The 21888-nt window shown below is 63.2% G+C and carries 20 protein-coding genes; 11 read left to right on the forward strand and 9 right to left on the reverse strand.

All coding sequences use genetic code 11. The features are described from left to right. The first annotated feature begins 2 nt into the window (after window positions 1-2). The 6 genes from V1294_RS14920 (at window position 3) to V1294_RS14945 (ending at window position 5532) form a co-directional block, all read left to right on the forward strand. Window positions 3-1196, forward strand: a complete 1194-nt coding sequence (locus V1294_RS14920) for a dihydrodipicolinate synthase family protein (RefSeq protein WP_334498129.1) — start codon at window positions 3-5, stop codon at window positions 1194-1196. Beyond that, window positions 1196-2059 carry a sugar phosphate isomerase/epimerase family protein gene (locus V1294_RS14925; RefSeq protein ID WP_334498132.1) on the forward strand — a complete coding sequence of 288 codons (864 nt, stop codon included), beginning with the start codon at window positions 1196-1198 and terminating at the stop codon, window positions 2057-2059. The genes V1294_RS14920 and V1294_RS14925 overlap by 1 nt, the downstream gene beginning before the upstream one ends. A 235-nt stretch (window positions 2060-2294) precedes the next feature. Continuing rightward, the gene (locus tag V1294_RS14930; RefSeq protein ID WP_145963734.1) at window positions 2295-2585 is read left to right on the forward strand and encodes a hypothetical protein; all 291 of its coding nucleotides are present in this window, start codon (window positions 2295-2297) and stop codon (window positions 2583-2585) included. Window positions 2586-2783: 198 nt separating this feature from the next. Beyond that, on the forward strand, window positions 2784-3164 hold the full coding sequence (locus V1294_RS14935) for a hypothetical protein (protein ID WP_334482568.1): 381 nt from the start codon (window positions 2784-2786) through the stop codon (window positions 3162-3164). Window positions 3165-3278: 114 nt separating this feature from the next. After that, window positions 3279-4643 (forward strand): MBOAT family O-acyltransferase, encoded by a 1365-nt coding sequence (locus V1294_RS14940; RefSeq protein WP_334498134.1) that lies wholly within the window; start codon window positions 3279-3281, stop codon window positions 4641-4643. A 13-nt stretch (window positions 4644-4656) separates the two neighbouring features. Further along, on the forward strand, window positions 4657-5532 hold the full coding sequence (locus V1294_RS14945) for a hypothetical protein (protein WP_334498136.1): 876 nt from the start codon (window positions 4657-4659) through the stop codon (window positions 5530-5532). A 52-nt stretch (window positions 5533-5584) separates the two neighbouring features. On the opposite strand, the gene V1294_RS14950 is transcribed toward V1294_RS14945, so the two are convergent. Both V1294_RS14950 and V1294_RS14955 read right to left on the reverse strand, forming a co-directional pair. After that, complete coding sequence (locus V1294_RS14950) at window positions 5585-5935, reverse strand: c-type cytochrome (protein ID WP_334482561.1); 351 nt, start codon at window positions 5933-5935, stop codon at window positions 5585-5587. Between the two features lie 144 nt (window positions 5936-6079). Continuing rightward, window positions 6080-7549, reverse strand: a complete 1470-nt coding sequence (locus V1294_RS14955; protein ID WP_334498138.1) for a Spy/CpxP family protein refolding chaperone — start codon at window positions 7547-7549, stop codon at window positions 6080-6082. Window positions 7550-7566: 17 nt separating this feature from the next. Between V1294_RS14955 and V1294_RS14960 the strand changes: the two genes are divergently transcribed. Further along, window positions 7567-7803 (forward strand): hypothetical protein, encoded by a 237-nt coding sequence (locus V1294_RS14960; RefSeq protein ID WP_334498140.1) that lies wholly within the window; start codon window positions 7567-7569, stop codon window positions 7801-7803. 264 nt (window positions 7804-8067) lie between these two features. On the opposite strand, the gene V1294_RS14965 is transcribed toward V1294_RS14960, so the two are convergent. Next, window positions 8068-9288 (reverse strand): cytochrome P450, encoded by a 1221-nt coding sequence (locus tag V1294_RS14965; RefSeq protein WP_334498142.1) that lies wholly within the window; start codon window positions 9286-9288, stop codon window positions 8068-8070. 305 nt (window positions 9289-9593) lie between these two features. Here V1294_RS14965 and V1294_RS14970 point away from each other — a divergent pair, with 305 nt between their 5' ends. From V1294_RS14970 to cnbZ, 4 genes are all read left to right on the forward strand, one after another. Further along, a complete protein-coding gene (locus V1294_RS14970) occupies window positions 9594-10295 on the forward strand; it encodes a TetR/AcrR family transcriptional regulator (RefSeq protein WP_108521890.1) in 702 nt (233 codons plus the stop codon). Between the two features lies 1 nt (window position 10296). Next, on the forward strand, window positions 10297-11490 hold the full coding sequence (locus V1294_RS14975) for an efflux RND transporter periplasmic adaptor subunit (RefSeq protein WP_334482549.1): 1194 nt from the start codon (window positions 10297-10299) through the stop codon (window positions 11488-11490). A gap of 106 nt (window positions 11491-11596) precedes the next feature. Then, complete coding sequence (locus tag V1294_RS14980) at window positions 11597-14692, forward strand: MexW/MexI family multidrug efflux RND transporter permease subunit (protein WP_334498144.1); 3096 nt, start codon at window positions 11597-11599, stop codon at window positions 14690-14692. A gap of 133 nt (window positions 14693-14825) precedes the next feature. Continuing rightward, window positions 14826-15569, forward strand: coding sequence for a 2-amino-5-chloromuconate deaminase CnbZ (gene cnbZ, locus V1294_RS14985; protein ID WP_334498146.1), 744 nt, complete (start codon window positions 14826-14828; stop codon window positions 15567-15569). 113 nt (window positions 15570-15682) lie between these two features. On the opposite strand, the gene V1294_RS14990 is transcribed toward cnbZ, so the two are convergent. The 6 genes from V1294_RS14990 to V1294_RS15015 are packed head-to-tail and all read right to left on the reverse strand — an operon-like array spanning window position 15683 to window position 21874. Continuing rightward, window positions 15683-16570 (reverse strand): ABC transporter permease, encoded by an 888-nt coding sequence (locus V1294_RS14990; protein WP_334498148.1) that lies wholly within the window; start codon window positions 16568-16570, stop codon window positions 15683-15685. A gap of 3 nt (window positions 16571-16573) precedes the next feature. Then, window positions 16574-17515 carry an ABC transporter permease gene (locus tag V1294_RS14995; protein ID WP_334498150.1) on the reverse strand — a complete coding sequence of 314 codons (942 nt, stop codon included), beginning with the start codon at window positions 17513-17515 and terminating at the stop codon, window positions 16574-16576. A 25-nt stretch (window positions 17516-17540) separates the two neighbouring features. After that, window positions 17541-19052 carry an ABC transporter substrate-binding protein gene (locus V1294_RS15000; protein WP_334498151.1) on the reverse strand — a complete coding sequence of 504 codons (1512 nt, stop codon included), beginning with the start codon at window positions 19050-19052 and terminating at the stop codon, window positions 17541-17543. A gap of 22 nt (window positions 19053-19074) precedes the next feature. Next, window positions 19075-20181, reverse strand: a complete 1107-nt coding sequence (locus tag V1294_RS15005; protein WP_334498152.1) for an ABC transporter ATP-binding protein — start codon at window positions 20179-20181, stop codon at window positions 19075-19077. Continuing rightward, complete coding sequence (locus tag V1294_RS15010; RefSeq protein ID WP_334498154.1) at window positions 20178-21167, reverse strand: ABC transporter ATP-binding protein; 990 nt, start codon at window positions 21165-21167, stop codon at window positions 20178-20180. The genes V1294_RS15005 and V1294_RS15010 overlap by 4 nt, the downstream gene beginning before the upstream one ends. Then, window positions 21164-21874, reverse strand: a complete 711-nt coding sequence (locus V1294_RS15015; RefSeq protein ID WP_334498157.1) for a DUF1028 domain-containing protein — start codon at window positions 21872-21874, stop codon at window positions 21164-21166. The genes V1294_RS15010 and V1294_RS15015 overlap by 4 nt, the downstream gene beginning before the upstream one ends. Window positions 21875-21888 lie beyond the last annotated feature (14 nt).

Below are 21888 nucleotides of genomic sequence, written 5' to 3' on the forward strand. Positions count from 1 at the left end.
CCATGAACAAGCCCGTGCTGCCGATGTCGTCGCTGTCACTGAAGCTGCCGACGGCGGATCGCTCGATCGAAACCTATCGCCTGGCGGCGTCGCGGACATTTCCGGCGAAGCTTGAAGGCACGCTCAATCGCGTGGCGTTCTCGGCCGCGCATGTGGTGGCGGATCCGCTGGCCGACAACGATCCGTGGCTGACATCCGCAATCGACTGGGACCGGACCATTGCGTTTCGCGAGCACGTCTGGGATCTCGGCCTCGGCGTTGCCGAGGCGATGGATACCGCGCAGCGCGGCATGGGGCTGGACTGGCCGACCTCGCTGGAACTGATCCAGCGCTCGGTGAAGGCGGCGAAGGCCAAGGGCAATGCGCTGGTGTTTTCCGGCGCCGGGACCGATCACCTCGCCGTGGAGGATGCCAAGTCCATCGATGACGTGATTCGCGCTTACGAGGAGCAGATCGCGGCGGTCGAGAAGGCCGGCGGCCGGATCATCCTGATGGCGTCGCGAGCGCTGGCAAAGCTCGGTCGCAGCGCGGACGACTACGCCAAGGTCTATGACCGCGTGCTCGGCCAGGTTCGCGAACCCGTGATCATCCACTGGCTCGGCGACATGTTCGACCCGGCGTTATCAGGCTATTGGGGCACGGCCGATCTGGACAGGGCGATGGACACGGCGGTTGCCATCATCAACGCCAACGCCGCCAAGGTCGACGGCGTAAAAGTCTCGCTGCTCGACAAGCAGCGCGAGATCGACATGCGCCGGCGGCTGGACAAGAACGTCAAGATGTATACCGGCGACGACTTCAACTACGCCGAACTGATCGCCGGCGACGACAAGGGCTTTTCGCACGCGCTGCTCGGCATCTTCGATGCCATAGCGCCGGCGGCGTCCTATGCGCTGTCGCGGTTGGCAGCCGGCGACGAGGCCGGCTTCCACGACGTGCTGGGGCCGACGGTGCCGCTGTCGCGCCACATCTTCCGGGCGCCGACGCGGTTCTACAAGACCGGCATCGTGTTCATGGCCTGGCTCAACGGCCATCAAGACCATTTCACCATGGTCGGCGGGCAGGAGAGTACGCGCTCGACGCTGCATCTGGCCGAACTGTTTCGGTTGGCCGACAAGGCCGGACTGCTCTCCAACCCTGAAATGGCGACACGGCGCATGAAGACGGTGCTGGCAACCCGCGGCATCGAGCCCTGATGCGCGATTTTTCTGCTGATCATCGCTGGCTCTCGCTGAACACGGCGACGGTCCGCAAGCAGGGCGATCTCACAGCCATTATCGACGCCTGCGCGCGCCATGGCATCCGGGCCATCGATCCCTGGCGCGATCAGGTCGCTTCCGTCGGGCTCGAGCGCGCGGCGCGCGCGGTACGCGACGCCGGGCTCGAGCTGTCGGGCTATTGCCGCGGCGGCATGTTCACGGCGGATGCGGCGCACCGCGTCGAGGCGCGCGACGACAATCGCCGCGCCGTCGACGAAGCCAGGGCGTTGGGCGCGCCTTGCATCGTGCTGGTCGTCGGCGGGCTGCCGCAATATTCGCGCCCGGGAAGCGTTGCCTCGAAAGACATCGTGGCCGCGCGGACGCAGGTCCATGACGCCATTGCGGAGATGCTGGAATACGCGAAGCAGGCCAGCATGCCGCTCGCAATCGAGCCGCTGCATCCGGCCTATGCAGCGGACCGTGCCTGCGTGAATACGACGAAGCAGTCGCTGGATATCTGCGACCAGCTCGATCCGCAGCGCACCGGCGCGCTCGGCGTTGCGCTCGACGTCTATCACATCTGGTGGGATCCGGAATTGATGCCGCAGATCGCGCGCGCGGGAAAGGATCGCCTGCTCGCGTTTCACGTCTGCGACTGGCTGGTGCCGACCAAGGACATCCTCAACGACCGCGGCATGATGGGTGACGGCGTCATCGACATCACATCTGTCCGATCGGCGGTCGAGGCGCAGGGCTTTGCCGGCTATTCCGAGATCGAAATCTTCTCCAACGACTGGTGGGGAAGGCCGATGGACGAGGTTTTGCGGACCTGCATCGAACGACATCGCACGGTCGTTTAGCGAGGGTCGATCGAATCGGCCTGCTCGTTGTCTCAACGGCGGACGGTGTTGTCTCGTATGTGAACTGCCACGCGTCCTCTTTTCTGATAGCGTAGCGCCAGGAGACAGCGCACGGTTCCAGATTTAACCTTTTGCGCGGCTATTTAGATTAACAAAGGGTTACCGTTGCGCCCCCGCGAACTCCGGCGCTAGCTACGCCGCACGGAGAACGTCTCCGCGAGCGATGAGCGACAACATGAAAATCCTTTACGCAATTGCGACCCTCACCCTGCTGTCGACATCGGCGCAGGCCTGGCAGGTCGTGGAACGCTGCACCTACAGCAAGTTCTATGGCCAGATGTGCACAACGTCCTACCTGGACGATCCGCCGCGCAACGCGGCGCAGGATCAGGAAGACGAAAAGGCCAGGCGCGCCAGCATCGAAAAGTGGGAAGCGTTCTGCAAGCCGAAGCGCACCTATGACGATGAAGGCGTCGTCCGCCTGGTTTACGCCCGCAAGGGCTGCGAGTTCGGCCGCAGCGAATAGCGCGCTTTCGCTCCTCGCGACCAGCGATGCGCATTTCCGGGCCTGCCGGCTCGATGAATTCCGGCGCCTTGTCGCGGCGGAAAGACCGCTAAATCTTTATCGACCAAATTGCGGCCCGGTTAGTCACGCCGCTTTACGCCGCCTCAATGCTTGTCGGGCATTCCTGACGTTCGGCATTCAGTTCAAGAGGCAGGGTCCATGCGCGTCTTCATCGCAATCTCGATCGTCGTTGCTTCGGTATCGTCCGCGTCCGCACAATTCGCGATGGATCACGGCCATGCCGCGGACGCCGCCCAGGCCGCTCGCGCGGCGCGGGCTGCCGCGGATGCCAAGGCCGCGGCCATCGCCTCCGGCGCGCCGCTGCTTCCGAGCCAGCAAACCAATTTCTACGTCGGCAGCAGCGGCACCGTGAAGATCGCGCCCCGGACCGGGGAAGAACTGAAAGCTGATGAAGCCGCCCAGGCCGCCTGGAAGGAACGCTGCCGGCCGACCGTGGTCGAAGACCGCGAGGGCTTGCGCCGCGTGAGATATGCCGAACGGGATTGCGATCTCTCCCGCTTCAACACCGCCGGGAACTAGAACTCCCGCGCATTAGGGCAGAATCGTGCGACGTGCTGCGAACCGGCAGTCCGGTTTCGGCTAGGCCCTCCCAGGTCAAAATGCTAGAGCTTCCCCAACAACCGTTGGGGAAGCATGACTTTCACTTCCTGGCAGTTCGGCGTCTTCGTCGCGATCGCATTTGCGGCCTATTACCTGCCGGCCTTGCGAGCGTTTCAAGTCCAGCTGCTGGTCTTCGCCAGCCTGTTCTTTTATGGGTATGGCCAGCCGGAACTGCTGGCGCTGCTGGCGGTCGCGGTTTTCGGAACCTACCTCTTCCTGATCCTGGCGTTGCGAAACCGGCGAGCCTGGCTTCCGGTCGGCATCGCCTTCAATCTCGCGCTGCTCGCGTTCTTCAAATACAAATTGCTGTTCATCGATCCGGCGTCCCCCAGCCTGGTGGACTTCGCGCCGCTTGATTTCCTGCTGAAGCTGCCGCTGCCGATCGGCATTTCATTTTTTGTCTTTCACAACATCAGCCTGCTGGTCGATCTGACCCGGCAGAAGGCCGCGCCGCCGACGCTAACCGGCGTCTTTCTCTACATCATCTTCTTTCCGCAGCTCGTGTCGGGTCCGATCACGCGCGCGGAAATGTTTATGCCGCAGATCAAGCCGAAATATTTCGCGGACATTCCCTTCGTCGAGGCCGCGAAATGGATCCTGACCGGGTTTTTCTTCAAGCTCTACGTGGCGAACAACCTCAATGAAATGACGTCCTTTATGAGCTTCCCGCTCTACGAGACGCTGCAGACCCAGGATCGCTGGTTGCTCGTTTTCCTCTACAGCTATCAGATCTACGCGGACTTCTTCGGCTATTCCGCGATTGCGATCGGGCTTGCTCTCCTGTTCGGTTATCGCCTGCCGATCAACTTCAATCTTCCCTACATTTCGACCTCGTTCTCTGAGTTCTGGACGCGCTGGCACATCTCGCTATCGAACTGGCTGCGGACCTATCTTTACGTTCCGCTCGGCGGCAACCGCCATGGCGTATGGCGGACCTATTTGAACCTGATGATCGTGATGGGATTAGGCGGCCTCTGGCATGGCGCCGGCCTCAGCTATCTGATGTGGGGATTGATGCACGGCCTGCTGCTGGTGCTGGAACGCCCTTTGATGCCGCGACTGGCTTCGATCGACTTTGCGGTGTTTCGGGCGGCCCGGATGACGGTGGTCTTTGTCTGCGTCACCATGCTCTGGATCTTTTTCAAGCTGCCGAACTTCGATCATGCGGTCGGCTACCTCGCGGGCATGTTTACGCCGAGCACGAATCCCAACCCGACGAAGTTGTTCTATAGCCTGGCGCTGCTCTATTCACTGCCGGTCGTGATTCAGCATCTTGGTTTCCGTCTGCTGTTCGAGGGAAGACTTCGCTGGGTGGAGCCATATCTCTATGGTTCGATGGCTGCGCTGATGTATCTGGAGGCCGGTCCCGAAACGTCGTTCATCTATTTTCAGTTCTAGGGACGAAAAAAGCGTGTCTGCGGTTCGATGGTTGGTAAAATGCGGTGCTGCCGCGGCGATTGTCTTGATCGCCTGCGGCTTCGCCACCGTGCGCTTCGGCAGCGGGCTGCAGATGCCGGCGACGACGACGCGGGACGGCACCCTGATCACCCTGAGCCGCTACCTGCGCGAGCCGGTGCCTGACATCGTGCTGGTGGGCAGCTCGATCACGTTCCGCCTCAAGGAAGAATATTTCGCAACGCGCGGCTTGCGGAATCTGGCGCTTGCGGGAGGCTCTCCGGTCACCGGGCTGGAAATCGTTGCGAACCAGCCGCGGCTCCCGCGGTTCATTCTGGTCGAGGTGAATGTTCTCGCTCGCTCCACCGATACCGCTCTGGTCGAACGGTACTCACGCGGCGACACTGAGCCATTTTTCTTTCGCCCGGTCAGGGCCGCGGTGGCGGCGTACGAGCAGCGGCTCCACGCCCCTCGTACGCACGAGCAGGTCGCGCTCGACCTGCGCCGACTGGTTGGGCAGCAGCCGAGCAATTTCGACAACCGGATCTATGTCGATCGCGCGCTGCAGCAGCTCAATGCGGAGGATCCGACGGATGCCGCTCGGTTCAACGTGAAACGAATTGAGGAATTGGTCCAGGTAATGGAACAACGCGGCGCGCGGGTATTCCTGTTCGAGCTAGCTTTTGCCGAGCCGATTGAAGGATCGCGATATGCAGCGACCACGCGGGAAATAATTCACGCCGCCTTTCCGGACTCGAATAGATGGTTGCCGATCGAAGTGAATAGAAGCGAGCTGCGCTGGGCGGACGGCGTTCATCTCGACGAACGCTCTGCGGTAATTGTGGCGCAGGCGATGGAACGCGCTCTGGCATTGGCGCGCACGGTGAGGTAACGGAGCAAGGCTAGTCGCCCTGTCTTCACCGAAAAAGCCGGAGGCTGCGGCGTTATCGTGGTTGAGCTAGGAAGGCGATGATCTTTTTTCTATCGTCGCTCGATGAGAGGCCACCATACGGCTTCATGCTGTTGCCGGGTACGACCTCATCGGGGTTTGCGATGAAGCGATCAAGCTTGTCCTCATCCCAGACGAAGCCTGCCTCTTTCATTGCGCTGGAAAACCCATAGTCCGGCAGCGATCCTGCTTTGCGTCCAATAATTTTGTGCAGGTTGGGACCGAGCCGATTATCGCCCTCTCTCACGATGTGACAAGTTCGACAGGCATTGTTGAACGCCTGTTGCCCTGAGGCGTCCTCCGCTCCTTGTGATGCCTGGGGCAGGGCGGAAGGTGATGCAAGCATGCACGCCATCCCGCTCAATGCGCCTATCAGGAGCATCCGGTTACGGTGCCGCGTAGGTGTATCTGGCCGACTGGACGAAGGCAGGGCGAGAAGCGTGACAAAGTGCCATTTCCTCATTCGATCCTCATAAGGATTGAGTTTCGCTCAGGGGCTTGCGACCTGCGGCAGTGTATTGAAGCGCGCCTTCTGTTCGCTGCTCAACGTGGCATAGAACTTGTCCAATGCGTCCTGTACCCACTCGGCTGCCTCGAGCATGGCCTTGAGCCGCTTCTCCATCGCGTCCAGCCGCCCGACCGGCGTAAGCGGCACGTCGTCCGGGCAGGCAGCTTGCAGCCCTGCAACCGCCTTCTTGGTCACGTCGCTCAAGCGGTCAAGCGCCTCCTTTTGCTCGCCCGCCGGCCGTACGACAGCCTCGATCCGTTCGATCGGCAGCTGGGTGAGGCTGGATTTCGGATCGCCGCAAGCCTCGGCCTGAGCATTTGCCTCCTGCTGCGGCTGCTGTTGCGAACGGTCGCCGACGTTCGGGCCGAGCGCGTTGAAGCGCGCCTTTTGTTCGTCATTCAGCGAATTATAGAACTGCTCGAGTGCCGGCCGCACGATCCTTACCGCCTCGAGCGTTGCGCTGACGCGGTTTGTCATCGCCCGCAAGCGACCGGGTGGCGTCATCGCATAGGAATCGGCGCAGGATTCCTTGAACACATCGGCAGCCTTTGCTGCAGCGGCCTTCAATTCGTCGAGCAGGGCGCGCTGCTCGGGCGTCGGCTGGACCGCGCGCGTGATCTCCGCGATCGGCCAGGCGGTCACGCCCTTATCCGGATCTCCGCACAATTGCCGGAGAGTCTGCGGGCTCACGCTTGCGCGTCCGCGCGCTCGAAAATCGGTGATCGCCGCGCCAGGCTCCGGATATCGGGCGTAGGCGGAATACGGGCTGTCCGTACCCCAGAAAACCGTGTCGACGAAGTCGTCGTAAGCGTAGGCCCAATAGCCGGGGTCATAGGCGTAGGGCCAGAAGGTGTAACTGAAGATGTCGGAATAGGCGTAGGGCCAGAATACCGGGCCGAGCCAGGCCACAAACGCTGCGCGGTGGCCGCGTCGCCAGGCATGGCGGGGAGCCCAGCCGTTCTCGCGGGCCATGAGCGCGGTTCGGGCTTGCAAGGCATCATTGCTGCGGAACTGCGCGGCAAACCGTCCGCGGGCTGCAGCCTGCGCGGCGGCAGTAGCGGCGGATCGTTGTTCAGCCGAAGGCGGTGGTGCCAGCCGCTGCAGCCGCGCCTGATCGGTCTGCTGCAGGCGCTGTTCGCGCTGGAGCACCCGGTTCTGCGTCTGCAACAACCGTTCCTGTGCGCGCTGCGCCCGGAGACCTTCCGGCTTTTGAGACTGCAATTGCTGCACGCGCTGCTGCAGGCGATCGATGCGGTCCTGGCGTGCTGTGCTCTGGCGCGACAGCATGTCACGCTGCCGCTCCTGCACAATTTGCTGTCGCTGCTGGACGCGCTGCTCACGCTGCTGGGCGCGCGTCTCGATCTGCTCCTTTCGCGACGGCCCCGCGCCCGCGGCGGGCGATGTGCGCGGGCCAGATGGTGTGGCGATGCGCGATTCCGGACGTCCCGTCATGGCCGGTCGCTGCGGCGGTGCGGCACGATGGATTTCGGGTCGTGGCGCTGCAACGCGCGGTGCGGCTGGTCGCGGCGGCCCGGCGATCCGCGGGGCTACGTGCGGAGCCATGGCTGGACGCTGCGGCGCGGGAGCCGCACGGAACGCCGGTGCGGCGGGTCGCGCCATGGCTGGAGGCGCTGCAGGACGAGCCATCGCGGGCGGTGCCGCTGGGCGGGCCATCGCCGGCGGTGGTCCCGTTGGACGGGCCATAGCAGGTGGTGCTGCCGGACGGGCTGCCGGCGCAGCCACGCCGCCTGGGCCATGACCTCTTCCTTGTTGGGCGAACGAGCCGGTGCTCACCGCAATCGCGGAGACACCAAGAAAAAATGCTGCAGCGCGAGCGCATGGCGAAAGCATGATCTCAACTCCCTCATGCTTCGTCGCCCGGAAATGCCAACGCGCAAGCGCAGAAATCGTTCTCTTTTGTTTTGATTTGCATTGCGGTGTTGCGACGCAGGTGCAGTTCGTCTGCGGCGCTAGCCGACCGTGCAAGGCACGCTGAGAAAGCCGCGAAAGCGCACCCGGCCGCCACGGACCGGTTCGCCGGCGAGTGCATAATCCGGAAAGCGCGCGAGGAAGCGCGAGATCGCGATGGCGCCCTCGAGCCGCGCCAGCGCCATGCCGGCGCATTGATGCGCGCCGGTGCCGAAGGCCAGATGCCGGTTCGGCGAACGGCCAATGTCGAAACGTTCGGGATCGGCGAATTGCGCGGGATCGCGGTTGGCGGCGCCGATGCACAGCGTCACCGGCGTGCCCGGCGGCATCGCGATGCCGCCGAGTTCGAACGGCTCGACCGTCATGCGGTTGCCGAGCTGGTTGGAGCTTTCGAACCGCAGCATTTCCTCGACCGCGGTCTTGATCAGCGAAGGGTTCTCGATCAGCCGCCGTTTCTCGCTGGCGTGGTTCGACAATGCCACCAGCCCGTTGCCGATCAGATTGGTGGTGGTCTCATGGCCGGCATTGAGCAGGAAGATGCAATTGTGTAGCAGCTCCTTTTCGGTCAGCCGCTCGCCATTGTCTTCGCCCTGGATGAGCCGGGTCAGCACGTCGCGGTCGGGATTGCCGGGCTTGGCCCGCCGCCGGGCCACCAGTCCTTCGAGGTACGACAGGAAGTCTCCCACCGCCTTGTTGCCGCGGGCGAACGCGTCCGGGCCGATCACCGGCTCCAGCGCGCCGAGGATGGCCAGCGACCAGTCGCGCAAGGGCTCGCGCTCGTCTTGCGGGACGTCGAGCAGATTGCCGATAACTTCGATCGGGATCGCGGCGGCGAAATCGTCGATCAGGTCCACCTTGCCCTTGGCGGCAATGGCGTGGAGCAGGCGGTCGATCAAGCGGATCAGATCGGGCTCCATGCCGGCGATCGCGCGCGGCGAGAGCGCACCCATGATCAGGCGGCGGACGCGGGTGTGGGCGGGGGGATCGTTGAAGACGAGGCTCGTGGTGTGGTGCTCGTAGAGCAGGGAGGCGCCGTATTTCGGCGAGAACTCCTTCTTCTTGTCCGATGAGAAAGCTTTGGTGTTCTTGTAGGCCGCAACCAGGTCGTCGTAGCGGGTCAGGAAATACGAGCCGTTCGGCAGCCGCTTGACCGGATCGGTCTCGCGCAGCGCGCGATAGGTCGGGTAGGGGTTGGCATAGAACTCCGGCGTCAGCTTTTCGAGGTCGAAGGTGGCCGCCAGTTCGCGCGCATCCGAATTCATGGCCCGCCATACTCCCTGGGAAGATTAAGTAAGCGACCGCCAAATTAGTCGCATTTGCAACTATCTTAAATGCCGTGCCCAAGGCGTCAAGCCGGAGCGCAGCTTCCGGCCCCGCACCATCAGCGGCGCGTTCGGGTTGCGGCTGATCCGGGATGAACCGGCAAGGTGAGCGCCGGATTCCCGGAAAAACGGTGCTCGAACAAGGCGATGAAGCTGTGTCTTTGACGTCACCCCGCGACAGAATTCGCTTGGTGCGCTGCAATAGATCCTTGACTTCGTCAAGGTGAGTGATTACTCACGCCCGCATGTCTAGCCTGCGTATGACCAGTGACTTGCGGCGCCAATTGATCCTGAGCGCTGCCAAGCGATGCTTTGCCCGTAACGGCTTTGCCGGCACCACGACCAAGAGCGTGGCGGCGGCCGCGGCCATTTCGGAAGGGCTGTTGTTCAAGCACTTCCCTTCCAAGGCCGCGCTCTACGCCGAAATCCTCGCGGAGGAGTGCGAGGCCGATCCGGACTTCGCGCATCTGCTCGACCAGGAGCCTTCAACTGCCACACTGGTCGAACTGGTCAAGGGCATGGTTGGCCATTTCATGGAAGTATCCGACGGTTCGGACCAGGAGGAAGCGCAGCGGCTGCGGCTGATGACGACAAGTCATCTCGACGATGGCGAGTTCGCGCGTCTGCTCTACGACAAGATCGGCGGCCTGATCGGGCCGGTATTTAGAGCATCGATCGAAAGCGCTGTAGCGGCTGGCGATGCGTCGCGGATCGGCAGCGATCCGCTCAACCTGTTCTGGTTCGCCCACCACACCGTGCTGATGGCGGCGCTCTCGCGGCTTCCCGCCGTGCCCTGTCTTTCCTACGGCAACGCCGCCGATCTGGAGCGGCAGCTTTGTCAATTCATCCTGCGCGGCATCGGACTTACCGAAGCCGCAATTGCTTCTCATCTGGACGGCGAGCTGTCACCGAATTCGGGACAATCGGTAACTGCAGAAAGTGCATGACATGAATATCGTGACTGAACCCAAACTTTCGGGCAAGCCGATTAGCGACAAGTCGCACAAGCGGCCGGTCCGGTTGGTGCGCTGGTTCATCGTTGTGGGGACGCTGCTGGCCCTGCTGGTCGGCGGCCTGGTCTGGTTTAACTATTTCCGCGGCAAGATGATCGCGCAGTTTTTCGCGAACAACAAGCCGCCGCCGGTAAGCGTCAACGTCGCCACGGCGAAGTCGGAGACCATTCCGAACCTTCTGACCGCGGTCGGCGATCTCGCCGCCGTGCATCAGGTCAACGTGACTTCCGACGTCAACGGCCGCATCACCGACATTCAGTTCACGGCAGGCGCCAGCGTGAAGGCGGGCACGCCGTTGGTTCAGCTGTTCGACGGTCCGGAGCAGGGCGACCTTGCCAACTTCAAGGCCCAGCAGCGCGTGGCGCAGATCTCGCTGGATCGCGCCAAGCAATTGGCCGAGCGGCAGGTCGGACCGCAGGCGACGGTGGATACGGCGCAGGCTGCGTTCGATCAGGCCAGCGCCGGCATCGCCAAGACGGAAGCCATCATCTCGCAGAAGCTGGTGCGGGCGCCGTTCGATGGCGAACTCGGCGTTCGCAAGGTCGAGGTTGGACAATATCTGACCGCCGGCACGCAGATCGTCTCGCTGACCGATCTGTCGGCGCTGTATGCGAACTTCACCGTGACGGAAAAGGATTCCGGCCAGCTCAAGGTCGGCCAGATCGTTCGTATCGCGGTCGACGCCTATCCGGGCCGCACCTTCGAGGGCAAGATCACCACCATCGAGCCGCAGATCGCCACCGAGACGCGCAACATCCGCGTGCAGGCGACGATCCAGAACCCGGATCGGATCCTCAAGCCCGGCATGTTCGTTACCACCACCGTGGTGCTGCCAAACAAGCCGCCGGTCATCACCGTGCCCGAAACCGCGGTCGACTACACGCTCTATGGCGATTCGGTCTACCTCCTCAGCGAGAAAAAGGAAGAGGACGGCAAGACCAGCCTCACGGTGACGCGTACCTTCGTGCAGACCGGCAACCGCATCGAGGGACGTGCTGAAATCCTGAAAGGGTTGAAGGACGGCGACCGTGTCGTAGCCCTGGGCCAGCTCAAGCTGCAATCGGGATCGGCCGTGACGGTCTCGAACGAGCCGGTGCCGCCGATACCGGCGAAGCCGCCACGCTACTAACTGACGATCGCGCGGCCCGCGGGCCGCGCTGATGACAAGGCGGGCAACGGTCCTTGAGATGAGGCCGTGCCCGGAAAAATGCTGAACTCAGCGGGATAATTTTGCGATGGCCTTAACCGATATTTTCATCAAGCGTCCGGTCCTGTCGGTCGTCGTCAGCCTGCTGATCCTGCTGATTGGTCTGCGGGCCGCCAGCGTATTGCCGATCCGGCAATATCCGAAACTGTCGAACACGGTGGTCAATGTCACCACCGTCTATCCCGGCGCGTCGGCCAACCTGATTCAGGGTTTCATCACCACGCCGATCGAGCAGGCGGTCGCCTCCGCCGAGGGCGTCGACTACATCACCTCCTCGTCCGTGCAGGGCACCAGCACGATCCAGGTCTACGTCAAGCTGAACTTCGATCCGAACCAGGCGCTCACCGAAGTTCTCGCCAAGGTGAACTCGGTCAGATACCTGATCCCGAAGGAATCGAACGACCCGATCGTGACCAAGACGACCGGCCAGACCACGGCCGTGATGTATCTCGGATTCTCCAGCGACGAGCTCTCGGGATCTGCGATCTCGGACTACCTCACGCGCGTCGTCCAGCCCGTATTGTCGACGGTTGACGGCGTGGCGTCGGCCGACATTCTCGGCGGGCAAACGTTTGCGATGCGGCTGTGGCTCGATCCGGTGCGGATGGCAGGCCGCGGCGTGTCGCCAAGCGACGTCTCGGCGGCGATCGCCGCCAACAACTTCCAGGCCGCGGCGGGTCAGTCCAAGGGCTATTTCATTGTCTCGAACATTCAGACCAACACCGACCTGCGGAACCTCGAGCAGTTCAAGAAGATGATCGTCAAGTCCAAGGACGGCGGCTTCGTGCGGATCGAGGATATTGCAACCGTCGAACTTGCCGCCCAAAGCTCGGATGCGAGCGTCGCGTTCAGCGGCGAGCGCGCGATCTTCATCGGCGTGCAGGCGACGCCGCAAGGCAACCCGCTGACGCTGGTCAAGGGCGTGCGCGCGCTGTTTCCGGAGCTCGAACGCAACCTGCCGCCATCGATGAAGATGAAGGTGGCCTACGATTCCACCAAGTTCATTCAGTCATCGATCGACGAGGTGAAGAACACGCTGATCGAGGCCGTGTTGATCGTCGTGGTCGTGATCTTCCTGTTCCTGGCCTCGTTCCGCTCCGTCATCATCCCCGTGGTCACGATTCCGCTGTCGCTGATCGGCGTCTGCAGCCTGATGCTGATGATGGGTTTCACTTTCAACCTGCTGACGTTGCTGGCGATGGTGCTGGCGATCGGGCTCGTGGTCGACGACGCCATCGTGGTGGTGGAGAACATCCATCGCCATCTGGAGGAAGGAAAAACGCCGGTGCAGGCGTCACTGCAGGGCGCGCGCGAAATCGTCGGTCCCGTGATCTCGATGACGATTACACTCGCTGCCGTGTACGCGCCGATCGGCTTCCTCGGCGGCCTGACTGGTTCGCTGTTCCGCGAATTCGCCTTCACGCTGGCGGGCTCGGTGATCGTATCGGGCGTGATCGCGCTGACGCTGTCGCCGATGATGTGCTCGGTCTTATTGAAGAGTGCCGACGAGGGGCGGTTCGCCAGGCTCGTGAACCGCGTGTTCGGCGCGATGACGCGCTGGTACGGCCGTCAGCTCGACCGCTCGCTCGACTATCGTCCGATCACCGGCGTGTTCGCGCTGACGATCCTCGGCCTGGTGGGATTCCTCTATATGAACACGGCCAAGGAACTCGCTCCCGAAGAGGATCAGGGCATCGTGTTCTCGGTGACCAAGGCGCCGAAATACGCCAACATCGACTATGTCGACTTCTACGGCGAGAAGCTCGACAAGGCGTTCGCCAAATTCCCCGAAACCGACCTGCGCTTCGTCCTGAACGGCATCAACGGGCCGCAGGGCGGCATTGCCGGCATGCTGTTGAAGCCGTGGGACGAGCGCGAGCGTTCCTCGATCAAGCTGAAGCCGCTGGTGCAGGCGGAGATCGCCAAGATTGAAGGCGTCCAGGCGTTCGCGTTCAACCTGCCGCCGCTTCCGGGCGGGCCGGGCGGTTTGCCGGTGCAGATGGTGATCAACTCGACCTCCGGCTTCCAGGTTGTCTACGAGGAGATGAACAAGCTGAAGGCTGCTGCACGCAAGAGCGGCTTGTTCATCGTGTCCGACTCTGACCTCGATTTCAATCAGCCGGTGGTGCGCGTCTCCGTCGACCGTTCCAAGGCCAGCGATCTCGGCATCAACATGGCGCAGGTCGGTGCCACGCTGCAGACGCTGCTGGGCGGCAATTACGTCAACCGCTTCAATCTCGAAGGACGGTCCTATCAGGTGATTCCGCAGGTGCCGCGCGGCATGCGGCTGTCGCCGGAATCGCTCGGCGGTTACTACGTCCCGACCAACACCGGGCAGTTGGTGCCGCTGTCGACCATCGTGTCGATCGAGACCGCCACCGATCCGAACTCGCTGACGCATTACAACCAGCTCAATTCCGCGACCTTCCAGGCGGTGCCGATGCCGGGCGTGACCGTCGGGCAGGCGGTAGACTTCCTGGAGGGTGAGGCGAAAAAGTTGCCCGCCGGTTTCGGCCACGATTATCTGGCCGATTCCCGCCAATATGTGCAGGAAGGCAACCAGCTAGCGATCACCTTCGGCTTCGCGCTGATCATCATCTTCCTGGTGCTGGCGGCGCAGTTCGAGAGCTTGTGGGATCCGCTGGTGATCATGATCAGCGTTCCCATGGCGATCGTCGGGGCGCTGATCCCGCTGTTCTTCGGCATGGCCACCATCAACATCTATACTCAGGTCGGGTTGTTGACGCTGGTCGGCCTCATCACCAAGCACGGCATCCTGATGGTCGAGTTCGCCAACGAGCTGCAGCTCAAGGAAGGCCTCGACAAGCGTTCGGCGATCGAGATGGCCGCCCGCATCCGGCTGCGTCCGATCCTGATGACGACGGCAGCGATGGTCACCGGTTTGATTCCGCTATTGACCGCGACCGGCGCAGGTGCGGCGAGCCGCTTCTCGATCGGTCTCGTCGTGGTCTCCGGCATGTCGATCGGTACGCTGTTCACGCTGTTCGTGCTTCCGGCGGTTTATGTCTGGCTCGCTACCGACCACCAGGCCAAGGCCGACTCGGAGCGGACCAAGGAGATTGCCGATTTCGATCTCGGGAAGACGGCGCTCAAGCCGACCTGAGCTCTCAGGCCCGCGAATAATCGCGAGCGGCGGCAGCGGAAATCGCTGCCGCCGCTTTTTTGTGCCGGCAGTCATGCGACCGGCGACGCCGCCGGCCCATGCATGCTAGGAAGAAAGAAACAGGGGAGCCAACATGACGAGCGACTTTGCAGCCGGCAACTACCGCTTCATTCCGGCCGTGTTTCAGTATTCCGGCGGGGTAGCGGCCAATCCCGGCTATGAAATCGAGCGGGTACGGTTCGACAAATGGGTGCCGCTGGCCGAGGGCTTTGCGCAGATCGCAAAATACATTCAGGCGGCGGGAAGGCCGCTGACATCGTTCTGTGCCTGCGAGCTGCGTTCACCGGCCGCCTTCACCGACGAAGGATTCCGCAATTTCAACCTGCACTACGTCAAGACGCTGGCGGAGTGGGGCGTCTATGACGGCAAGACCAATCCGGTAGCGCGCAGCAATGTCTGTCCGGAGATCGATCCGCCGGCCGAGCCGTCGTTTTATGCGTTTTCATTCACGCGGCCGAGCCAAAGCACGACGCCGAGCTTCGTCATCGCAGGCAGTGGCGAGTCGCAGGAAGGCAACGCGAGCTATGCGGAGCGCACGGTGCGTTACCGTGACATCAGCCCCGAGGGCATTGCGGAGAAGGTGCGTTACGTCGCCGGCGTGATGGAGCGGCGCATGGGCGAATTCGGGTTCGGCTGGAACGATGCGACGGCTGTGCAGACCTACACCATCCACGATTTCCACCATGTCTTTTCCGATGCCCTCGTTCGGCGTGGCGCCGCGCGTTCGGGGCTGACCTGGCATTTTGCCCGGCCGCCGGTGATCGATCTTGCGTATGAGATGGATTGCCGAAGGGTGCTGCGGGAAGTGGTGATTTAGCGGTAGTCAGGTAAATTGCCCGTCATTGCGAGGAGCGAAGCGACGAAGCAATCCACCTTCCTTGCGGCGCTATGGATTGCTTCGCTGCGCTCGCAATGACGATCTTCCAGCGGCTACCGCTCCCGCGGATCCAGCGCGTCGCGCAGGCCGTCGCCGACCAGGTTGAACGAGAGCACCACGAGGAAGATCGCAAGCCCCGGCCAGACCGCCATCCAGGGCGCGTTGGTGAGGAAGCGCTGCGCGGCGTTCAGCATGCTGCCCCAGGATGGTGCCGGGGGCTGCTGGCCGAGGCCGAGGAAGGACAGCGCGGCCTCCGCAATGATGGCCGCGGCGATCGACAGTGTCGCCTGCACCAATAGCGCCGGCATGATGTTGGGAAGGATATGAAACAGCGCGATGCGCCACCGCGGGTTACCCATGGCGCGCGCGGCCTCGACATAGTCCTCGACCTTGACGCTCATCACCTGCCCGCGCGTGAGCCGCACGAAGATCGGTGTCGCCGAGATGCCGATCGCGATCATGGCATTGCCGAGGCTCGGCCCCAGAAACGCCGCCAGCGCAATCGCGAGGATCAGGAACGGGCAGGCCAGCATCGCGTCCGTGATGCGGCTGATCAGGGCGTCGATGAAGCCGCCGCGATAACCCGACAACAGGCCGAGCGGCACGCCAATGGAAAGTGCGATCCCGACCGAGATTGCGCCGGCCAGCAGCGAAGCCCGCGCGCCGTAGATCACGCGCGCGAGAATGTCGCGGCCGAGTTCGTCGGTACCGAACCAGTGCAGCGCGGAGGGCGGCTTGCGCACCAGCGACCAGCTCGTCGCGATCGGCTCGTAAGGCGAGATCAGCGGCGCAAACAGCGCGAGCAGGACGATGATTGCGATCACGACAAGGCCCGCCACCGCGCCCTTGCGCTTGAACAGGCGCCGCAGCGCGCGCCGCGCCGGGCTCTCCAGTTCGTCGGAAGCGGTCAGCTTGATCGCGCCGAGGGCAGCGTCGGTCATGGCCTAGGTCCTCAGCCGCGGATTGACGAGGACATAGGCGATGTCGGCTATGAGATTGAGCGTGATGTAGATCGTCGCCGTCGTCAACACGACGCCCTGCACGACCGCATAATCGCGGTTGAACACCGCGTCCACGATCAGCTTGCCAAAGCCCGGAATCGAGAAAATCTGCTCGGTCAGCACCGCGCCCGACAGCAGCGTGCCCAGTTCGAGCGCGCCCAGCGTAATGACGGGCGTCAGCGCGTTGCGCATCGCGTGCTTGAGGATGACCGAGCGTTCGGAAAGGCCCTTGGCGCGGGCGGTGCGGACGTAATCGCTTTCCAGCACCTGCAGCATGGCGCTGCGGGTATGCCGCATCAGGATGGCGGCGATCGCATTGCCCAGCACGAAGGCCGGCATGATGGTGGAGGCGATGCTGGCGCGCCAGTTCTCGGTCAGCGGCACATAGCCTGATGCCGGCAGCCAGCCGAGCTTGATGGAGAACAGGAAGATCAGCATGATGCCGAGCCAGAAGTTGGGCGTCGAGATTCCCCACAGCGCAAAGAAATTCGCGCCATAGTCCCAGGCCGTGCCCTTCTTGACGGCCGATATGATTCCCGCGGGGATGCCGACCAGGAAGGCAATGATGATCGCCATCGACGCCAGTTGCATCGTCACCGGCAGTTTCTGTGCGATCAGCTCGCGCACCGATACCTTGTTGCGCAGCGACTCGCCGAAATCGCCCGATAGCACGCCCTTGACCCAGTAGACATATTGCACCGGCACCGGCTGATCGAGCCGGTATTGCTGACGGATCTGCGCGATGACGTCAGGGTCGCGTTCCTCGCCCGCCATGACAAGCGCCGGATCGCCCGGCAGCAATTGCTGCAGCGAAAAAATCAGGATCGAGACGAAGAACAGCGTCGGGATCAGCTGGACAACGCGCCGTGCGAGAAAATTCAGCATGGCGCGTCCCCGGGCGCAGCAGCGTTCACTTCAGCTTCAGCCCGACCACACGCACCAGCCCGTCCGGCATCTGCTTGTAGCCCTCGAGCTTCGTCGTATGCGCGATCAGGATGCGGCGGTGATAGATATAGAGCAGCGGCTTTTCCTCCAGCACGATCTTCGCCAGTTTTTCATAGATCGCCTTGCGCTGCGCCTGGTCGGTGACAAGACGGCCGTCATCGAGCGCCTTGTCGGCCTCCTTGTTGGACCAGGCGCTGTAGTTCTGCGGCGCGTCGGTCTTCTGGAAGATGTAGGAGTTGCCGTCCGGATCGATCCGGCCGCTCCAGGCCAGCAGATAAGCCTGGTATTCTCCGGCTTCGGCCTGCTTCAAGGAGGTGGCGAACTCAGTGACCCTGAGCTTCATGTCGAAACCGGCCTCCGCCGCCATCGACTGGATCACCTGCGATGCCGCTTCGGTTTCAGCGCCTTTCGACACCATGAAGTCGACGCTGACCGGCGGCGTGACGCCCGCTTCCTTCAACAGCGCCTTGGCCTTGGCGATGTCGCGCTTCGGCACCGGAAAGGCTTTCTGGTAATAGGGATGATCGGGGTTGACCCACTGGTTTCCGGGCTTGAACTCGCCGTTGGACACCACCTGACTGATCGCGTCGCGGTCGAGCGACAGGTCGAGCGCCTGCCGCACCTTGGCGGACTGGCTGAGCGGTCCCTTGGCCTTGTCCTTGCCGACGTTCAACGTCACGCCCTGATAGCCGAGCTCGATCGCGGTGGACAATTTGAGTTTCGGATCGGTCTGCACCTCCTTGAGGTCCGTCGCGAGCACGCGTTCGATCAGGTCAAGGCCGCCGGATTTCAAATTGGCAAGCCGCACTGTCGCATCCACCAGCGGCAGGTAGACGATGCGGTCGATGTGGATACTGTCCTTGTTCCAGTAGTCCGCGAATTTCTCGAACACCATGCGGTCCTGCTGCACGCGCTCGACGAATTTGTAGGGACCGGCGCAAACCGGCCGCAGCCCGAACTTGTCGCCGGCCTCTTTTGCCGCCTTGGGCGATACCATCATTCCGGCGCGATCGGTGAGCTGTGCGACCAGCGGCGAGTAGGGCGCCTTCAATGTCAGCTTGATGGTGAGGGGATCGACGACATCGATACGATCGACGGCCGCCAGTTCCGGCTTTCGGAACGAGCCCGGAAATGTCAGATGCCGTTCCAGCGAAAACTTTGCGGCCTCCGCATTGAAGGCCTCGCCGTCGTGAAACTTGACGCCGGGCCTGAGCTTGATGGTGACTTCCTTGCCGTCGACCGAAGTCTCATGGCTCAGCGCGAGCTGCGGCACGATGTTGAGCTTCTCGTCGATGTCGAACAGCTTGTCGCAGAACGATGCGAACACGATGCGGCCGACATAGGTGCGGGCCATGGTCGGATCGAGGATATCAGGATCCTCGGCGAGCCCGATCCGCAACGTGGTCTGGGCCTGACCGATTGCCGGAAGCGACAGCAGCAGCGATGCCGCGGTGACTGCCAAACGAAAGATTTTCATGCTGCCATCCCCTTATCCACGATTACGCTGTTGGCCGTGTCCCTGATATACCAACCCCGGCGCGGCCTGCACCTTCCGTGCCGCCGCTGAAGGCGGCGACCAATTTTTCCAGCACCGGCGAAAAGCCGCCATCGGCGGGAACGATATTTTCGGGCGCCGGCAATTCTGTGGTGCGGTGACAGGCGGTGGCGTGTCCCGTGCCGTCGGCAAGCAGCGGCGGAATTTCAGTGCGGCAGCGCGCGATGACGTAGGGGCAGCGGGTATGGAAGCGGCAGCCGGCGGGCGGATTGAGCGCGCTCGGCATCTCGCCCTCCAGCACGATGCGGCTGCGTTTGGCCTGCGGCTTGGGCACTGGAATGGCTGACAACAGCGCGCGGCTATAAGGATGCCGGGGCGCTGCGAACAGCGCGTCGGCGGCCGCGGTCTCGACGATGCCGCCGAGATTCATCACGGCGACGCGGTCGGCGATGTGCTTCACGACCGCAAGATCATGTGAGACGAAGATGTAGGCGAGGCCGAGCCGGTCCTGCAGGTCGCGCAGCAAATTGAGGATCTGCGAACGGATCGAGACGTCGAGCGCGGATACCGGCTCGTCGCAGATGACCAGCTTCGGCTCCACCGCCAGCGCCCGCGCGATCGCGATACGCTGGCGCTGGCCGCCGGAAAACTCGTGCGGATAGCGGCGGGCGAAGCGCGGCTCCAGCCCGACCAGCCGCAGCAGCTCCTCGACCCGCTCGCGCCGGCGCGCAGCCGGCACCAGATCGTGCAGCGCCAGCGGCTCGGTGAGGATCTGGCTGACGGTCATGCGCGGGTTGAGCGACGCATAGGGGTCCTGGAAAATGATCTGCGCGTCGCGGCGGAAGGCGCGCAACGCGTTGGCGTCGAGCGCGCCGAGGTCGCGGCCTTCGAAGCGGACGGTTCCAGCATCCGGCTCGATCAGCCGCAGCACCAGCCGGCTCACGGTGGATTTGCCGCAACCGGATTCGCCGACCAGCGCCAGCGTTTTGCCGGCCTCGACGGTGAAGTTGACGCCGTCGACCGCTTTGACATAGGCGGTGGGTGTTCCGAACACAGAACGCGCGGCGACGAAATGCTTCACGAGGCCGTCGACTTCGAGAAGCGCGGTCATGACACCAGCCGCTCCAGCGGTGCACGGATGCAGCGCGAGGCGTGGCCCGTGCTCACGATGGCGAGCGGCGGCGGCGCGGTCACGCAGGTCTCGATAACAAAGGGGCAGCGTGCGGCGAAGCGGCAACCGGATGGCGGGTTCGCCATGTTGGGCACCATGCCTTCGATGGTCGCCAGATGTGCGGCTCGGCGGTCGAGCCGCGGGATCGAGCCGAGCAGGCCGACAGTGTAGGGATGCTGCGGATTGGCGAAAAGCTCATCGACCGGCGCGCGCTCGACGATTTCGCCGGCATACATTACCGCGACCTCGTCGCAGACCTCGGCGACCACGCCGAGATCATGGGTGATCAGGATGATCGCGGCGCCGCTGGCGGCTTTGAGTTCGCGCATCAGATCGAGGATTTGTGCCTGCAAGGTGACGTCAAGCGCGGTGGTCGGCTCGTCGGCGATCAAAAGGCGGGGGTCGCAGGCCAGCGCCATCGCGATCATCACGCGCTGGCGCATGCCGCCGGAGAGCTTGTGCGGATACTCGTCGATCCGCTTGTCGGGCGAGGGGATGTGGACGCGGCGCAGCAGCTCGATGGCGCGCTCGCGCGCCCGTCCCCGCGAACCGCCGCGATGGCGCAGGATCGTCTCGATGATCTGGTCTCCGATGGTGAAGCTCGGATTGAGCGAGGTCATCGGCTCCTGGAAGATCATCGCCAGCCGGTTGCCGCGCAGGTCGCGCAGGGTTTGGTCGGGCACTTCCAGCAGATCGAAGCCGTCGAAGCGGATCGAGCCGGAGACCTCGGCGGAATGTTTCGACAGCAGCCCCATGATGGCGAGCGAGGTTACGCTCTTGCCGCAGCCGGATTCACCGACCAGACCCAGCGTGGCGCCGTTGGCCACGCTGAGATCGACGCTGTCGACCGCGTGCGTGGTGCGGCCGTCGTCGCCGTGGAACACCACGCGCAGGCCCTCGATTTCGATCAGCGGACCTGCCGTCATGTCTTGCCCGCCAACGCCGCTTCGATGGTGGCGTCAATCACGGCGCGGTCGGTGATCCCGGCCGGATTCCTGCGCGTCGGCAGGAACGGGCGGAAATGCACCCAGCGCTCGCGGCTGACCTGTTCCAGCCGCTCGAGTTCGGCAAGCGGATCGGTATGGTCGTCGACGCGCAGGTCGAGATCGGACCATTCTTCTTCGCCCTGGATCACCAGCGCGGCCGATTGCTTGCCGCGCTTGTCGCCCCCGGCGGCTTCGCCGGCCTTCATGGCCACGATCAGCCGCTGCGCAAAGGGCAGGCTGGCATTGGCGATAAAGGCCTGCGCGGTATCGTCGAGCACGGAGGCGCCAGCCAGCATGTTGCCGGCAAGCGAAAAGCCGTCGCCCTGAATATGACCGCACCAGTCGACGCATTCGCTGCCGGTATGCGCGGCGATCCGGCCCTTGATATCCATGACATGAAGCTGCCGGGCCTCGCGGCCGTCGTCGGTGGCAATCAGCGTCTCCACCACCTCGCGGGGCTCGCGCCCTTCGCGCAGCAGTTTTACGCCGTCGATGCCGTAATAGGGATTGACCAGCGCCTGCGTCGCGACGCCGCCGATACCGGATGCGATATGCGGCACGCGCGCGCCCACCGCGAAAAATCTGGTCGCAACCGCAATACCAATTTGGCCGGTGAGCGAATCGCGGGCGATGATCGACCAGGTCATCTTGTCTCTTCTCT

Source organism: Bradyrhizobium sp. AZCC 1678 (assembly GCF_036924765.1).
Taxonomy (GTDB): domain Bacteria; phylum Pseudomonadota; class Alphaproteobacteria; order Rhizobiales; family Xanthobacteraceae; genus Bradyrhizobium; species Bradyrhizobium algeriense.